The sequence below is a fragment of the Peptostreptococcus anaerobius VPI 4330 = DSM 2949 genome (assembly GCF_000381525.1).
Classification (GTDB): Bacteria; Bacillota; Clostridia; order Peptostreptococcales; family Peptostreptococcaceae; genus Peptostreptococcus; species Peptostreptococcus anaerobius.
Genome location: NZ_KB906621.1, coordinates 24,948 through 42,081, shown reverse-complemented (window position 1 = coordinate 42,081; position 17,134 = coordinate 24,948). Strand labels below are relative to the sequence as shown.

Genomic DNA, 17,134 nt, shown 5'->3' with positions numbered 1-17,134 from the left:
TCAGATGACCTTCGAGTATTTCAACACCTCTGTATGAACATAGTTGTCTCAATATCTTACCAATACTATTTCTGTATTGATTGTATATTATTTTTCTCCTGTATTTTGGAGTAAACACAATGTGATATTTACACATCCATTTTGTATGAGACAAGCTGTTCGCTTTGTTTGCCATAAAATCACCTTCCTATTCGTATTATTGAGCTTGAACAATTCAATTATACTATGGAATGGTGATTTTTTTGTATAACATCTGTCGCGCACCCGCATAGCGGGTGGTTTATTGTTTCGCACGCTTTGCGAGCTCAACAGGGACACGTCCCTATAATTAAATTGGGCAGACCAAAGGGTCTGCCCAATTTTAAGGTATATAAAATTAGTAGAAAACTGCTAACTAAGCGCTATATCAGATTGTTCTTCTCTGCCTTATCTAGAGTTGATTTTACCATTTTGGCAAGACCTATAAGACCTATTACGTTAGGTATAACCATTATACCATTGAACATATCTGCAAGCTCCCATACAAGCTCAACCTTCTGAGTTGTACCTATCACTATAAATATTAAAACTATAATTCTAAATGGAGTCAATCCCTTGCTACCAAACAAAAACTTGATATTAGCTTCGGCAAAGAAATACCATCCTACAATAGTTGAAAAAGCAAAGAATAGTAATGACACTGCAACGAATATCAGGCCAAAGTGACCAAAACCTATTTCGAAGGCCTTTTGAGTAACTGCTATGCCAGTTTCTCCTGATAGGTTTGCTCCTGTAGATATTATTACAAGGGCAGTGATGTTTAGGACTATAAATGTATCTATAAAGACACCTACTATAGCGGCAAGACCCTGATGTACCGGATTATCTACCTTAGCAACTGCATGGGCATGAGGAGTAGATCCCATACCTGCTTCATTAGAAAATAGACCTCTTGCAACACCATATCTGATAGCATCCTTTACCATGACACCTGCTGCACCGCCTAGGACTGCACTAGGATTGAAGGCTCCAACAAATATCATCCTAATAGCATCTAGTGTATTTGAACCCATTAATACCAATATTATCACACCACCTATAACATAGAAACCTGCCATAATAGGAACTAGTTTTTCTGTTAGTGATGCTATTCTTGATATACCTCCTATAAATACAAAACCTGAAACTATTGCAAGTAATATACCGACTATTAGAGGGTTGATATTAAAGGCTGATGAAAAGGCAGAACCTATTGAATTTGCCTGAACCATATTACCTATAAAGCCAAGAGCTAGAATGATTGTAACCGCAAAAAACTTGGCTAAAAAGTCACTCTTTAATCCATACTTTAGATAATAGGCTGGACCACCTGTGACCTCTCCGTCCTTTTCCTTCTTAAACAATTGGGCTAATACTGCTTCTGAGAATATTGTAGCCATACCAAAGAAAGCACTCAACCACATCCAGAATATAGCTCCTGGACCTCCTGATACTATAGCTGTAGCTGCACCTGCTAGGTTACCTGTACCAACCTGGGCAGCTATAGCAGTTGCAAGAGACTGGAATGAGGACATACCTTCTGCCCCCGCCTTTTCACCCTTAAGTGTAAAGCCACCAAATACCTGCTTGAAAGCCTTGCCAAACTTTCTAATCTGGATCCCTCTTAAATAAAATGTAAAGATAATACCACAACCTACTAGCACTACAACTAGCACGATTCCCCATAAAATACCATTTATGGCTTTTACAATTTCTAACAATAAAAACACCCCCTAATAAATTTATATTAATCAGTATCCCTTATAGGATAACCAACTAAATTCTAATTTACGGGGGTGTAATAGTAAAACTGTTATTTAGGTCTACTTCATCAGACCCCCAAGTAAATTGTATATCTTGTTATAAGCATAGTTATTTATCTTACCCCCAACCCTATATACTAGGCTGGCACTTCTAGGATACAATACGTCGTTTTGATACTGGCTCACACTGTTACCAACCAAAATCACTGGAGAATCTGTCCTCTGGGCCAGAGCACTCACTGTTATTGCATCTATAGGCGCATCACTTCTTGTTGTGAAAGCCTTTAAAGAATACTTATTTTCGTAAAATTTATCAATCACTTTTGTGTTAGTCTCTATTCTATTACTTCCTGCTATTCTGTTTTTATCAAGGACTCTATTTAGACTTCCTTCTACCTGTGATATCACATTATCAGATAGTACTTTAGAACCACCTATAAAGTATATATCCTCAGGATTTTTTTCTTTAAGCCAATCTAGACTTTCCTTACCTATTCCATCTTCTGATGCTATAAGTATAGGGTTATTTTCCCTACCCGCCTTTGGTGCTATTGATAGGGCATCTACCATGGCTTTCTGACTTGCTATATATACCCTTGACACGCCTTCAGGTCTTATTGTCTTGGCTATTTCTAGAGATAGGTCTTTGATATCATCTTTGAATATCTTATCTATTCTTACATTTGCTAGGTTAGCTTCTAGTTTATCTATCTCTTCTTGACTAAATGACTGGTTTGAACCTACAAGTATTATATTATCTACATTTAATCTCTTTAATTCATTTATAGTATTGACACTCAAGTGCTTATACTTCAGTAGGATAGGTGCCTTATTGTAGGCTGCCAGCGGACTAGATACAACTCCTGTCAACTCTTCTTGGCCATTTACTAATAAGGCTGTCTTTGAGCCATTTGCCCAACCCCTTTGACTTATATTTATAGCCGTATCTGCCCTAGTCCTACCCATCATTGTATTTTGGTATGGTAGACGGTTATTAGGGTCTCTTGGCTTTTGTCTATTATTATAAAATGACCTTATGTCATTAGAAACCTGCTTACTATTCACTATATCCCTTGCTGAGAAGAAGATACTTCCAGATACATTTGGATACTTAGAGTTGATTTGTAGCTGTCTTCCTATTTCTCTAGCTACATTTTCTCCACCATATACATTTTGGCCACTCTTATATATACCTTGACCTATGTATAATTTTACATTTGTACCAGATACTTGGTCTGACCACCATCTGACCAAAGTCTCATAGTCTGCCTTTGGATGTCCAATCCTCCAATATACCTGTGGAGCAACGTAGTCTACAAGCTTGTTCTTAATCCAGTACCTAGTATCTGAATGTTGCTTGTAATAAGATTCTCCACCACTTGTGTTTGAACCATTTGAATCAGAAGACTTGTTCTTCCAGATACCTGCTGGACTTATACCAAAATCAACTTCAGGTTTGATAGATTTTATCCTATCTCTAACTGTTTTTACCATATTGTTTACGTTATTACGTCTCCAGTTCCCCTTGTTCATACCTCTTCCAAATCTTCTGTATGAAGCATCATCTGGAAAGGCTGGACCTGGATAGAAATAATCATCAAAATGTATACCATCTACATCATAATTTCTAACTACTTCTCCTACAGTATCTGCTATATATCTAGTAACATCCGGCAAAGCTGGATCATAATACCATTTACCACCATAGTGGATAGTCCAGTCTGGATGTTTCTTAATTGCGTTAGTACTTGCTGTTGAGGACTTGTCATCATATATAGACGCCCTGTATGGGTTAAACCAGGCATGGACTTTTAGCCCCCTCTTATGTGATTCTTGAATTATAAATTCTAGTGGGTCATAGCCAGGGTTCTGTCCCTGTCTCCCTGTCAGAAATCTAGACCAAGGATTTATACTAGATTTATATATGGCATCTGATTCAGGTCTGACCTGTACAATTATAGTATTGATGCCTGTAGACTTTAGATTGTCTATAAGCCTAATATACTCATCCTTTTGTCTAGTTACATTTCCATATGAAGACTTAGATGGCCAGTCTATGTTAAATACAGTAGACACCCATGCTGCCCTCATCTCTTCCTGAGCACTAGACTTTGCTCCTACTAGTGGTCCAAAGGCTATAAGTACAGCCAAGAATAGACCCAAAAATCTTGAAACATTTTTTCTCATATCTTCCTCCTTTTATTTTAGAAAGGAGCTTGAATACTTTGTGTGTTTCAATTGTGTTTTTATAGTTTATTATTTATATTTCACTTCTTATCCATAATAATATCAGCAATTATTTATAAAATCAATACAATTAAAACAATTAATCAAAAACTTATTATGTAAATATCCTATATTCTAAATAGTTTTTTTCTATAAGTATTTCTAACTCCTTTTATAAAAAAAGAGGCGGAAGGGAAACTATCATACCAAAGATAGCTTATATCTCTGATAGAAATCTTGGCCCTTAGTCCGCCTCAAAATTACTCATCTGATTTGTAGTATAAATCCTTATACCAACTTGTCTTTTATTAATTTATTATTCTTCTTGCAGTAGTGTAAGCACCCAACCTAGCTATCTGAACTGTAGTTCCTGGGTATGGAGCATGAATGTACTTTCCATCTCCTATATACATAGCAACGTGGTGTACTGGTCTACCCCAGAATATAAGGTCTCCAGGTCTCAAGTTCTGCCTACTCACATATGTACCGACTGTAGCCTGGTGCTTAGATACTCTAGGAAGTGTTATTCCTGCACCATTTCTAAATGCATATAACATTAGTCCTGAACAGTCAAAAGTATTAGGTCCAGTTGCTCCCCAAACGTAACTTGTTCCCAACTTAGACTTGGCAACAGCTATTACCCTATCTAACTTAGCCTGTGATTCAGTTACAACTGCTGAACTTCTAACCCAACCATCAAAGCTTGAATTGCCTGTTCTGACTTTTACATATGAGCCACTTTTTCCTATTATCTCTACACCATTACCTTTTTGTAACTTACCAACTATATCAGAACTTTCATCTGCCTTGCCTCTTACACTTACATTGTAATTGACAAGTGATGTGTTTGCATTTTCAACCAAGGCACCGTCTGTACCAAACTTGTAAGTCCTACCGTCTATATACTTAACTGTATTAGTAACCCTTCTACCATCAGCTTCGAAATAATATGTCTTTCCTTGGATTTTTCTCCACATATTTTCAGCCCTATTTAAGGTATTCAGGAAGAATATAGTCTTGTTACCTTCTTGGTACCAACCCCTAGTTCTGGCATTGTTTACATACTTGTACCACTTACCGGCATCATTCATAATACCATTTCTGACATTTGATGCTTCTTCTTTTAGTATCTTTGCTCCTAAGTCATATAGGGCCTGCTGGTCTGGAGTAACGTCACCAAGTTTTTTACTATTGTCCAAGTTTACCTTGTGACCATTTTTGTCAAACTGGTACTCAACTCCATCGATCTTAACCCTCTGGTCTTTTATCATTACACCGTCTTTATTAAAGTAGTAAAGATATCCATTGATTTTTCTCCACATATTCTGTGGCAATGCATATGTGTTTATAACATAATATTTATTTCCTTTATAGTTTATCCATCCCTTTTTTTGCACATTATTTAGATAAAAATGCCATCCATTACCATCCTTGGCAAAACCAGTAAATGAATTAGATGAAGTCTTTACCGCTTTTTCATCAACAGATATTTCAAGTCCCGCTTGCTCAGACACCTGACTAGTTGATGAAGACACATTTATTACACTTCCTTCATCCTGGCCAGCAGTCTCCTCGCTAACAAGTCCATCTATTTGTTTGTCACTAACATTGGAATCTACAACCTCTTTTTGTGAACCATCAAGGCTGATAGTATCAACTGGTTCTGTCTGTATCACTGAATCGTCAGCCACTATACTAGATGATAGTAGACTAGATGATACAATAACAGCTGCCAAGGCTATAGCAATTACCTTTTTATTAGTTTTTTTAATTAACTGCATTGTTCTCTCCTTTACAATTGTTATCGCCATACAAGTAATATTTTAGCATAATAAAATAACATATGCAAGTTAAAAATTACATTTTGTTACTTTTAGACTTAATTACAGGTTAATTTGTTACTTTTTTGATTTTATTTTTACCTATATTTTTGACCATATTAAATAAAATCATAAACTCCTCAACCTTCGAAAGATACATAACTACAATGTAAACTACCACTCCAACCATAACACTAGCTGCAAGTCTTACTAGTTTGACCATAAAACCGCCAACTAATATATTTCCGAGTGTGTAGTATATAAAATAGACAACAAGTGACATTATTAGTGATGCTATAAGGCACTTTGCAAATACAATCAGATTGTCCTTTACAGTAAAGTTTTCAACTCTTTTTTTCATTGTCATTATAAATACTACTAGGGCTATATAGGCTGATATAGATGTAGCAAGGGCAAGTCCTGTATAACCAAGAGGCTTGATCAAGACAAGGTCTAGGATTATATTTAATGTTATAGCTATTATACCATTGAACATAGGTGTCTTAGAGTCCCCCATAGAATAGAATCCTCTTGACATAACATCCCTAACAGAGAATGCTATAATACCTGTAACATATATCATAAGTATGGTAGCGGTCATCACTGTATCATTCGCAGTGAATGCCTTTCTCTGTAAAAGTATCTCCACTATTGGCTTGGCCAAAACTATGCAACCAGCAACTACTGGAACAAGAGCTATCAGTACTACATTTATAGTCTGCTTCATACTAGTTATGAAGCTATCCATCTTGTCACTTACAGCAAGCTTTGACAACTTAGGAAATATTACAGCAAGTATCGATGCTATGAAGAGGGCCTGGACAAATTCATATAGCCTAGTTGCATAGGCGAATGAAGATACAACATTGGCACCCAACAAGGAAGCTAGAGCCTTGTCAACTATGGCGCTTATTTGATTGGCTCCAACACCTATTACTACTGGCAGTATAAGTACCATCATATCCTTCATAATAGGATCTTTTAGGTCTACCCTTGTAGAGTACTTATATCCCTCTTTGTAAAGAAATGGCAACTGGATCAAGGCTTTAGATGCAATAGCAAGAAGCGTACCCCATACCAAAACATTTGGACTTGTGTTTATACTTATTATTATTGAACCTATGATTATAAGGCTGTAAGGCATCCCTATTATTCCAGATGCAACAAATCTCTTTTTAACCTGCAGATAGGCTGTATAAACATTAGCAAGACCTACAAAGACCAAACTAGGTAAAAGCATCCTAGTATAATTCACGCATAAGTTATAGGTCTGCCCCTTAAATCCTGGTGCAAATAACCTAACCAAAGGTCCTGCAAATACTATTCCTATAACTGAAAGCACTATGGATACTATTATAACTATATTAATTACTGTATTTAAAAATCCAATAGCTCTCTCTTCTGAATCCTCTACAGACAACCTACTGTATAAGGGTATCAAACTAGTCGCTAACGAAGACCCTATTATTGCAAATAATACAATTGGTATACTATTTGCAGTAGTGTAGGCAGCAGCATATACTCCTGTTCCATAAGCAGATGCTAAGACCGACTCTCTTAAGAGACCTAGTATCTTTGATAATATCGTAACTACCATCAGGGCGAAGGTAGCCTTAGCTGTTTTTGACATAAATTACTCCTTTATTTATAGACCATTAACATCTTCTGGTCTCACATATGTTTTTACTAACTTTCTCATAAGGGGATTAATCTCTTCTTCCCTTTCATTGAAGGCCGCTTCCCTCAGTTTTTCTATCAATACAAATATTTCATCCTTATTAAATGTCTGGGGTTTACCTATAAATATCTTCTTATGGTCAGTATCTTTTAGGCCTTCTTCTGCCATCAATAATTCCTCAAACAATTTTTCACCAGGTCTAAGACCTGTATACTCTATATTTATATCTTCATCAGGCTCAAAACCACTAAGCCTTATAATATTTCTTGCCAAATCGTCTATTTTTACTGGCTCACCCATATCAAGGACAAATATCTCTCCACCCTTGGCCATTGCTCCTGCCTGCATGACAAGGGCAACCGCTTCTGGTATTGTCATAAAGTATCTTATGATATCCTTGTGTGTTACCGTTACAGGTCCACCGGATGCTATCTGCTTTTTGAATAGGGGTACTACAGACCCGCTGCTTCCTAGGACATTACCAAATCTCACTGCAACAAACTCTGTTGACGAAAACTCATTGTAGACTTGAATCATCATTTCAGCAGCCCTCTTAGTTGCACCCATTATATTGGTTGGATTGACCGCCTTGTCACTGGATATAAGTACAAACCTTGATACCTTGTACTTGTCAGCTGCCTTTATCAGATTTAGACTACCAAAGATATTGTTCTTAACAGCCTCTGTCTTATTAAATTCCATAAGTGGAACGTGTTTGTGGGCAGCAGCATGGAACAATATTTCTGGCCTGTATTTTTCAAATACATAATCAAGCCTCTTTTCTTCTCTTATATTTGCTATTACAACCTCTATATCCAACTTGTTTTTATACTTTATCTTTAGTTCCTGTTCAACAGAATAGGCATTGTTTTCATAGTTGTCAAGTATTATCAGCTTTTTAGGGTTATAATTGGCAACCTGTCTGCACAACTCCGATCCTATAGTACCACCACCACCTGTAACCATTATTGACCTATCCTTTAGGTATCCACTTATCTTTTCAATGTCGAGTGTGACTGCTTCTCTTCCAAGTAGGTCATCTATTTCAACATTCCTGATAGTTTTGATATCTACATTACAATCAATAATATCCACCATTGCAGGTATCGTCCTCGTCCTAAGACCTGTAGACCTACAAATATCCAATATTTCTTTTTTTCTAGAGTTCTTTATATTGGCTATTGAAAATATTATCTCATCTACATGAAATTCTCCAGCAATTTGCTTGATTTCATCTACTCCCCCTCTGACAGGTATTCCTAATAGATCTTTTCCAATTATATCCTTGTTGTCATCTACTAGGACGACAACTCTTCTATTAATTTTTGAACGATTATTATCTATCTCCCTAACGAGTATCTGACCGGCCTCTCCAGCCCCAACAATCATGACATTTATCAATTTACTATTCATTGTAGCCACCTCACAATCTATAAAAATAGACTTTATAAAACACACCTGCTTACAAAGTCTAAATAGTCTACCTGCCTATTGAATAATACTCAATAGGTCTCTTCTTTACTTCTTTTAAATCATAGCAGTTACGTCCATCAAAGACTAGGGGTCTAGACATCAAATCTACATACTTGTCTAAATCATAGTCTACTATTTCTTTCCACTCTGTCATTATAAAGCACATATCAGCACCTTCAATTGCTTTATCTATATTGTTCGTATAGTTTATCTTGTCTGAGAAAATCTTCCTTGCCCTATCTATACCTATTGGATCATAAGCATAGACATTTGCTCCTCTCTCAAGTAGATAATTTATATTCACTATAGATGGTGCCTCTCTCATGTCATCAGTACCAGGCTTAAATGTAAGTCCTAATACGGCAACCTTTAGACCATAGAATGAGTCAATCATCTCAGATGCCTTTCTGACAAGTTTCATCTTTTGAAGCTCATTGACCTCAATTGCAGCCTTTATAGTCTTTAGCTCATATCCGTTTGAATTGGACAACCAATGCAGGGCTTTGGTATCCTTTGGAAAACAAGAACCACCATATCCAAGTCCTGCCCTTAGAAATTTCTTACCTATCCTATCATCAAAGCTCATACCAAGAGCTACATCCTCGATATTTGCCCCAACTATCTCACACAGATTTGCAATATCATTCATATAGGAAATCTTAAGAGCGAGAAAGTCATTTGAAGCATACTTTATCATCTCAGCGGAATTTCTATCTGTAACTATCTTTTCATTATCAAAATTTTCATATACCTTCTCTAGCGTCTGCCTTGCCCAATCCGAATTTACTCCCATAACTATCCTAGAAGCCTCAAAGGTATCCCTAACAGCGGTTCCCTGGGCCAAAAACTCTGGATTTGATGCTAACTCAATTCTGATTGAATCCTTCTTATTTGCCAAGGCATACTTTTCCATTATATCATTGGTACCTATAGGCACAGTAGACTTTATTACTATTAACATATCCTTACTAGCACATGATACAACATCCCTTATAGCAGATTTTAGATAGTCGAGATTGGCTGAACCATCGCTTCTCTCAGGTGTACCAACAGCAATAAACACAAGGTCTGCCTTGGAATATGCCTCTTTATAGTCGGACGTAAACTTCAAGCTTCCCTTTTTTAAATTGTCCTTTAACAGGTCTTCTAGCCCATCTTCATATATGGGTGATAGTCCCTTGTTCAAGGTCTGGACTTTTTTTTCGTCCACATCTACACAAGTGATCGTATGGTCGCTCTTTTCAGCCAAGCAAACACCCGTCACTAGACCAACATAGCCTGTACCAGCTACTGCTATATTCATATCTGTCTCCTTTAATTACTCTTCTTATTACAAATTGTCTTTTTCCTTTATAATCCTCTTTTTTAGGGCATTATAAGCATAGAAAACAAAGACATAGGCAGACTTGGCTATACTCAAATGTTCTATATTCCTATAAGTATTCCACGTCCTTTTTATAGCCTTTAATTTATTATTAGATAAAGACCCATTTACTACCCTATATAGTACAAGGTCTTCGTATATACCATATGCATAATCGGTCTTTTTTAGGAGCTGAAGCCAAGTAGCCGTATCCTGACCACGCCTGACATTTATCATTCTAAAGTCTCCTAGGATATTTCTGTCTATCAAAACAGTAGAGCATCCAATGATTGTATTTTTAAGCAGACCATTATAATCTATCTTATGGGGTGCCCTAGCAACCTTTGGAAGTTGCTCACCATTCTCCATAAAGTACCTATATGAAGTAAAACAAAATCCAACTCCATTGTCTCTTAAAAAATCAACCTGTATCTGTAGTTTATCTTTTTTCCATACATCATCACTATCCAAAAAGGCTATATAATTTCCCTTAGCCATATCGATGCCTATATTCCTAGTGATTGCTGCACCTGAGTTTTGCTCCAATTTTATGTATTTAATTCTACTGTCATTCTTAGCTATAGACTTAATCTTTTGGGCTGAAGAATCGCTAGAACAATCATCCACCAATAACATTTCCCAGTTTTCATAAGTTTGTGCCTGAACTGAAAATATTGTCTCTTCTATAAAATCTTCAGCATTATACACAGGCGTTATGATGGACACCAAGCCTTCTATCATAAATATCCTCCTAAACAAGAGCGTACATAGATTATATACCTCTTTACTTACTTAAAAATTAACTAATCTTACCCTTACGCCTATTACCAATATTTTTGATATCTAGGTGGGTAAGTGTCTGGACAACCAATATAAGTCCTATATTAGTCGCAACATCTATCATTATAGATTCGGCAAAACAATATATCAAAAGTGATACTATAAGCAGAATCTGGTCTTTTTTATTTTCTTTACAAAGATAATAGAGAGCCCATGTCATCATAGCTATCAAAGCAAAATAGACAATAATTCCATGACTGTATAGGGTCCAGATGTAACCACTATCAAGCGGCGTTCTCTGGGTAAATAATATATCTCTTATATTTGCTGCGTATCCAAACAAGTTGATACCATGACTTGGGTTGAGTAGGTATAGACTCCAATAAAGTGGTCTATGTGACAATACCTTATTTAAAAAATAACTAGAACTAAGTACCGTACCCATTACCAAGCTTAGAACCGACATAAAAATCGGAAATGAAGCTATAAAAATCCTATGTATCCTTTTTGAAAGGTCTGCCTGTTTCAATATAGCATAGGCTATAATGGTCATGATGGCAGTTAAAAGTCCTGTTCTTGTAGTAGTCTGAGTATACATAAGAAATACCATAGAAAACATAAGTATGTAATCAGACTTTCTATTACTATCAAATATAAGATAATAAAAAGCTGACCAAATCAGGTACATGCATATAAAGGCTGAGTTCGGATTACCAAACCCAAAATCATTTCTAGCCTCTATATACTCAGTTGGATGTATGCCCATAAGATTTGACACCAAGAACAAGGCAAAGTAAATGCAGTTTATAACTACAAACACCTTGGCCAACTTCCTAAAATCAACTGCTGCCAGTCCAAGACATATATAATAAGTATAAAATACCGTAATATTCTTTGACATAAAAAACTGGATACCAGCAAGCCCAAAAAATGCTAAGTGGACCCAATTGTAACTCTTCCTATTATCTATAATCAGAATAGTAGATAGTACTAAAGAAAATAGCATCAAAAATTTTGATACGCTTGCAAACTCAAAATATACTATATAAAATTTTGTCACCATTAGGAACATAAGCATTCCCGCAAGCAAGTTTTTAGACTTTTCTTTTAACATTGACTACCTCTTTCATTTTTCTTTTTACGTTTATTTTTACGTTTTTCACATTTTATTTTTTAAGTTTCAATATTTCCTCATAAATTCTCTGTGAATTCTTGCTATCCCTGTATGTAAAGGTAGCGTCGACCCTATCTTCAAATTCCTTTTTCATTACAAAGTCATTTTCAAAATAGTATTCAAGACAATCCATCAAGTCACCTTCTTCAAATACCAGTTCTCCAAAGGCTTCTGTTGCAAAGTCCATATAACCTTCCCTGTAACAATCTTCCTTTACTTTTTGATAGTATATAACAGGCTTTTTCATGTAAGCCATATCAAAAAGCACAGAAGACAGGTCTGTTATCATCATCTTTGACTCTTTTAGCAGGGTCTGCACATCGTATTTATCCTTGTCAGCAAAAACCACCCTGTCACTTGACATATCAAAGCAGTCTAGGTAGGGCTGCATCTCAAAATGAGGATAAAATATAAGGTCTATATCATTATCATCTAACATCTTGACAAGTCTTTTATTATTGATAAATGAATTCCAAGCCTTGAAGTAATCAGACTTTTTAAAGGCTTCTTTATCTCCTACTCCCTTGTTCATATAGGAAGGAATCACTAGCCCCTTCCTCCATGTAGGCATAAGAAGTATTTGATTTTTTGTTTTGAAGTCCAGGAGGTTATCATACCTAGCTATACCTGTTTTTACAACTACTCCATCATCAAAACCATATACATCCGAGGATAGGTATTCATACTCCCTCTTGGTAGTAGTGATAAATAGGTCAAACTTGTTGGACCCATTTAGGTAGTCACTCAAGTTGGCAAAGATTACTCCATGTTGCATAAATACAAAGAACTTCTCGTCATTTCTATCTATTAGCATCTTGTAGAGCTTGTAGCTCCATGGCTCAAGATATCCTGTATGAGTGGATATTGCGTACTTACACAGGATAAAGGCAATCTTGTGGTCTAGACTATTAAACTCTATTATATTACCATAGGGCTTGACCTTTTCATAGTCTAATTCATAAGAAGGGTCTATTACATACCAAGCATTGACCTCGGGATGGTTGGTCCTAAGATATTTAAAAAATGCGAACCCGTTATCCTTAGCCTCTACCCCTCTCTCAGATATCAGCCACATATCTTTATACTTAGGATCATCTATGTATTTTTTTGATAATTTTTTATACTTATACATATCCAAGGCCTGCTTGGATAGTCTAGTTATTTTCTCTAATTTCGACATAGTTTTTCCTTTCGCATATATTATAATTTGAAAATTAATTGTTCTTTCAGTGCCCTTATAAAAATAGACATAAATCTACCGTCGTTATTGGCCTTTATCTCTTTTCTCTTTTTTAAACCAAAGGCTATAAATATCAAAAATCCCATAAATGGACCAAACAACCTCTTAAACAAGGGACCCTTGCCCAACATAGATTTTTCATCTATATAGTTGACTGCCTTGTATGGATGATATGCTACAATCTCAGGGAATGAGTACATTTTTGTCTTACCTTCATTGTAGGCATCCATAATATATATATTTTCCTCACCTGAATTGTACTTAGTACCTATTCCAAATCTCTCGTCAAACTTGTGAGTATGAGGATCTATAGAATGGGCATTAAACCACATATCAAGGGTTGCCTGTTTTAGGGTCTGTCTCTTAGATATACCCAATATCTCCTTGTCTGGATAATTCAGGGTAGACTTCTTTTTTATAGGATCGTAGTGCTGGAATATAGCCACATCAGGATTGTGTTTGTCAAAATAAGACTTGACCACTTCTAATGCATCATCCCTATACCAACAGTCATCATCAGTAAACGTATAGACGTCTCCTGTTGCAAGATCCATAGTAGCATTCCTTGAATTGGCACAACCTATACCATCTGCATGGACGTGTTTATATTCAAAACTATGTTTCATAAGTAGTTTTTCTATCTCATCAAAATTTGTCTGTGACCCTACAATAAGTTCAAAGTTTTTGTAGGTCTGCCTATCAAAGCTATCAAATAAATAATCTAGGTCCTTTAGCCTAGAGCCATAAGTACCTAGAAGTAAACTAAATTTCATATATCCTCCTTAATCGCTAAGTAAGACCCTAGTCTATATCAACAATATACCTAAGTATACAAGTTAAATTACAAGTCAGACGCTTTAAGTTTTCTTATTTTATTTTGAAAAAACGTGTTTTTTCAGGTTTACTATTGCGTAATATGTAAAACAATACAAGGCCTTTGGTAGGCTCAGCTTCTCAACATTCCTAAGAATATTCCAAGTCCAAGATGCTGCCTTGATCTTGTTGCCTGATAGTGAATTTGCCCTAGTCCTATAAAGAGCTAAGGTCTCATCAATACCATGTGCAATATGACCTGCCTTTAGTATGTCTAACCATGTTATATAGTCTTCATGACGTATATTAGGCATATGTATCCTATCTACCTTGTCTCTATCTATTACAACAGTTAAACATGCAATAGCATTATGCTTAAGAAGCTTATCATAATTTAGCATATCCTTGGCACCTACTATTGTATTCATTTTTTTACTATTCTCATCCATGAACTGGTATCCAGTAAATGTAAATGCAAGGTCTTTCTCCTGCATGTAGGTTATCTGTTTTTCAATCTTTGACTCAAGCCATATATCGTCACTATCTAAGAAGGCTATATACCTCCCCCTAGCTACCTCAATACCCTTGTTTCTAGCATTGGCTACACCACCGTTTTTTTCTAACAAGAGTGGAACAATATTGTCATGTTTTTGAGCATAGTCAGCTATTAGGTCTCTTGAACCGTCAGTTGACATATCATCTATACAAATAATTTCGATATTTTTGTAGGTCTGCTTAAATATACTCTCTAGTGTTTCACCAAGATAATCTTTGGCATTATATACCGGAACAATAACCGAAACCAAGCCATCTACATACTTATCTCTCATATATTTATCCTTTCTATCTTGCTCCATCTCCAGTGAACAAGACTGTTACTGTCTTTAGTATTATCTTTATATCAAACAGTAAACTTCTATTTCTAATGTACTCCAAGTCATATACTAACTTCTCACCTGGATCCATTTCGTAACCACCATTGACCTGCGCCCAACCTGTCAAACCAGGCTTTACAGCTAGTCTATATACAAAATGGTCATATTTTTCTTCAAATTCCTTTACAAAGAATGATCTCTCTGGCCTAGGTCCAATAATCCCCATATCCCCCTTTAAGATATTCCACAACTGAGGTATTTCATCAATCCTAGTCTTTCTGATGAATTTTCCAACCTTAGTCACTCTTGGATCATCTTTTTCAGCCCACTGAGCACCAAATTTTTCTGCATCAGTCCTCATTGACCTCAACTTATATACATAAAATTCCTTGCCATACCTACCAAGTCTTTCCTGTTTGTAGGTAATAGGACCACCATCTTCTATTTTAATCAGTAGTCCAAATATAATAATAAATGGTATCCCTACTATACAACCTATTAGGGACAAAACTATATCTACAGTCCTCTGACATGCTTCAAATAGCTTTCCTCTCTTGACGATCGAATAATCTATGGTATCGATGTATTCCTTTAGAACCTTATCATCGCCTTTATACTTGTTAAAAGACATCTTGTACCCCCAAATCTATATTGAATTTATATCTTTTTTACCTTTTATTTTAACCTCTCTAGAAGCTATAATTATTGAAATAAGAATCAAAGCAATTGTAGATGGAAGTCTAAATCTCTCTACATTAAAGAATGCTCTTCTTTTTATCTTAAAACCTACCTCATTTATTTCCTTATAGCCCTTATCTTTTATAAGTTTTGACTCCTCAGTGTTAAAGTAGTCTTCATTTATAAATAATAGGGCAGACCTTGTATCAGCAGCTAGAGGTGATATAGCCATGGCATTTATAAGCTGCCCTGCTTCAATATGCCTCTTATGCATTATGACACCAGCCTTAGATAAATATATTTTATCATTTTTTCCATCGACAAAAAATTCATCTATTATCTTTCTATTTACGTCGTACCTATCCTTACCATTGATCTTAACCACTGTTTTAAATAGTTTATCTATGTTTGGATTGATATAGGAGTTATTTCCTATCAAATATACTTTTTTGATATCATATCTTTTAACCAGTGCCTCTAGCTTACTTATATCCTTTTTATTATTATCTATTGTAATAATGGGAATATTTCTTGCCTGAGAAATAGGAGAAAATGATACTGCATTAGGCAAGTCCATCTCATTTCTAGTGACAACAGCTATTTGAGTAAACTTTTTGACCTTGTAAGTCATATCTGCCATCTTTATAGACATATCTACCTTAGGAATCTCTATTATCCTGCTAACCTTATAGCCATTTCTTTTGAAACTTCTCTCTACCTTTTCATCAATAAATCTTGTTCCGCCCACTAACCTAATCTTTTTTATACCCAATTTTTCTATCTCTTTGTATGTATCTGGGCTCAGTTTTTGGTCCATTGTATAGAATACTGGTATATTTAACTGATAGGCATAGTTAGCCACTGAGACAGCATGGTCAATCATATTGGTATTTATAATTATAGCTTCGTCCGCCTTTTTAAATCGTTTATCAATAACCCTATTAACTGTGGAGTACCTAGTTTGTCCTGTATAGTCTACTATATGGTATTTGTTTAAATACATCCTATCTAAGACCTTGCCTCCTCCTATATAAACTACTGACAAGATGACAATAGCTACTATGTATTTTAAATATTTTCTCATAACTACTCCTATTTGCTTATTTTTAATCATTTTCACTCACATTATATTATACCACCATAAGCAGTAACAAGCAATCCTAATGACAATATAGGAAAAATTAAATACTTCTACTTCTAATAATTTGTAGTCACTTTTTAAAGGCTTGTATT

14 protein-coding genes are annotated in these 17,134 nt (G+C 35.6%); all 14 read right to left on the bottom strand.

Annotated features, from left to right (window positions below; all coding sequences use genetic code 11):
• A partial coding sequence (locus tag F823_RS10875; protein ID WP_019595447.1) for an IS200/IS605 family transposase occupies positions 1 to 175 on the bottom strand: 175 nt, incomplete at its 3' end.
• Positions 176 to 401: 226 nt separating this feature from the next.
• Positions 402 to 1,739, bottom strand: coding sequence for an alanine/glycine:cation symporter family protein (locus F823_RS0106120; RefSeq protein WP_019595494.1), 1,338 nt, complete (start codon positions 1,737 to 1,739; stop codon positions 402 to 404).
• 102 nt (positions 1,740 to 1,841) lie between these two features.
• Positions 1,842 to 3,968 (bottom strand): family 10 glycosylhydrolase, encoded by a 2,127-nt coding sequence (locus F823_RS0106115; RefSeq protein ID WP_002845374.1) that lies wholly within the window; start codon positions 3,966 to 3,968, stop codon positions 1,842 to 1,844.
• A gap of 347 nt (positions 3,969 to 4,315) precedes the next feature.
• Entirely contained in the window at positions 4,316 to 5,788 is a 1,473-nt protein-coding gene (locus F823_RS0106110) for a C40 family peptidase (RefSeq protein ID WP_019595493.1), read from the bottom strand.
• A gap of 109 nt (positions 5,789 to 5,897) precedes the next feature.
• A complete protein-coding gene (gene murJ / locus F823_RS0106105) occupies positions 5,898 to 7,457 on the bottom strand; it encodes a murein biosynthesis integral membrane protein MurJ (protein WP_002842832.1) in 1,560 nt (519 codons plus the stop codon).
• Between the two features lie 15 nt (positions 7,458 to 7,472).
• On the bottom strand, positions 7,473 to 8,963 hold the full coding sequence (locus F823_RS10530; protein ID WP_416389753.1) for a polysaccharide biosynthesis protein: 1,491 nt from the start codon (positions 8,961 to 8,963) through the stop codon (positions 7,473 to 7,475).
• A 22-nt stretch (positions 8,964 to 8,985) separates the two neighbouring features.
• Entirely contained in the window at positions 8,986 to 10,281 is a 1,296-nt protein-coding gene (locus F823_RS0106095; protein ID WP_002842842.1) for a UDP-glucose dehydrogenase family protein, read from the bottom strand.
• A 27-nt stretch (positions 10,282 to 10,308) separates the two neighbouring features.
• Positions 10,309 to 11,082 (bottom strand): glycosyltransferase family 2 protein, encoded by a 774-nt coding sequence (locus tag F823_RS0106090; RefSeq protein ID WP_002842843.1) that lies wholly within the window; start codon positions 11,080 to 11,082, stop codon positions 10,309 to 10,311.
• A gap of 58 nt (positions 11,083 to 11,140) precedes the next feature.
• Positions 11,141 to 12,235, bottom strand: a complete 1,095-nt coding sequence (locus F823_RS0106085) for a hypothetical protein (protein ID WP_002842833.1) — start codon at positions 12,233 to 12,235, stop codon at positions 11,141 to 11,143.
• A gap of 52 nt (positions 12,236 to 12,287) precedes the next feature.
• Entirely contained in the window at positions 12,288 to 13,475 is a 1,188-nt protein-coding gene (locus F823_RS0106080; protein WP_002842837.1) for a CDP-glycerol glycerophosphotransferase family protein, read from the bottom strand.
• Between the two features lie 20 nt (positions 13,476 to 13,495).
• Positions 13,496 to 14,308, bottom strand: coding sequence for a glycosyltransferase family A protein (locus F823_RS0106075; protein WP_002842845.1), 813 nt, complete (start codon positions 14,306 to 14,308; stop codon positions 13,496 to 13,498).
• Between the two features lie 99 nt (positions 14,309 to 14,407).
• Entirely contained in the window at positions 14,408 to 15,178 is a 771-nt protein-coding gene (locus F823_RS0106070) for a glycosyltransferase family 2 protein (RefSeq protein WP_019595492.1), read from the bottom strand.
• A 13-nt stretch (positions 15,179 to 15,191) separates the two neighbouring features.
• On the bottom strand, positions 15,192 to 15,854 hold the full coding sequence (locus tag F823_RS0106065; RefSeq protein WP_002845380.1) for a sugar transferase: 663 nt from the start codon (positions 15,852 to 15,854) through the stop codon (positions 15,192 to 15,194).
• 15 nt (positions 15,855 to 15,869) lie between these two features.
• Positions 15,870 to 16,985 (bottom strand): cell wall-binding repeat-containing protein, encoded by a 1,116-nt coding sequence (locus tag F823_RS0106060; protein ID WP_002842834.1) that lies wholly within the window; start codon positions 16,983 to 16,985, stop codon positions 15,870 to 15,872.
• Positions 16,986 to 17,134: the final 149 nt, after the last annotated feature.

What these genes read in the sequence shown, in the direction of transcription:
- F823_RS0106090 (WP_002842843.1), bottom strand. Translation starts at nt 11,082, where the DNA reads ATGATAGAAGGCTTGGTGTCCATCATAACGCCTGTGTATAATGCTGAA.
- F823_RS0106070 (WP_019595492.1), bottom strand. Translation starts at nt 15,178, where the DNA reads ATGAGAGATAAGTATGTAGATGGCTTGGTTTCGGTTATTGTTCCGGTA.
- F823_RS0106110 (WP_019595493.1), bottom strand. Translation starts at nt 5,788, where the DNA reads ATGCAGTTAATTAAAAAAACTAATAAAAAGGTAATTGCTATAGCCTTG.
- F823_RS0106060 (WP_002842834.1), bottom strand. Translation starts at nt 16,985, where the DNA reads ATGAGAAAATATTTAAAATACATAGTAGCTATTGTCATCTTGTCAGTA.
- F823_RS0106085 (WP_002842833.1), bottom strand. Translation starts at nt 12,235, where the DNA reads ATGTTAAAAGAAAAGTCTAAAAACTTGCTTGCGGGAATGCTTATGTTC.
- F823_RS0106115 (WP_002845374.1), bottom strand. Translation starts at nt 3,968, where the DNA reads ATGAGAAAAAATGTTTCAAGATTTTTGGGTCTATTCTTGGCTGTACTT.
- murJ (WP_002842832.1), bottom strand. Translation starts at nt 7,457, where the DNA reads ATGTCAAAAACAGCTAAGGCTACCTTCGCCCTGATGGTAGTTACGATA.
- F823_RS0106095 (WP_002842842.1), bottom strand. Translation starts at nt 10,281, where the DNA reads ATGAATATAGCAGTAGCTGGTACAGGCTATGTTGGTCTAGTGACGGGT.
- F823_RS0106075 (WP_002842845.1), bottom strand. Translation starts at nt 14,308, where the DNA reads ATGAAATTTAGTTTACTTCTAGGTACTTATGGCTCTAGGCTAAAGGAC.
- F823_RS0106065 (WP_002845380.1), bottom strand. Translation starts at nt 15,854, where the DNA reads ATGTCTTTTAACAAGTATAAAGGCGATGATAAGGTTCTAAAGGAATAC.
- F823_RS0106080 (WP_002842837.1), bottom strand. Translation starts at nt 13,475, where the DNA reads ATGTCGAAATTAGAGAAAATAACTAGACTATCCAAGCAGGCCTTGGAT.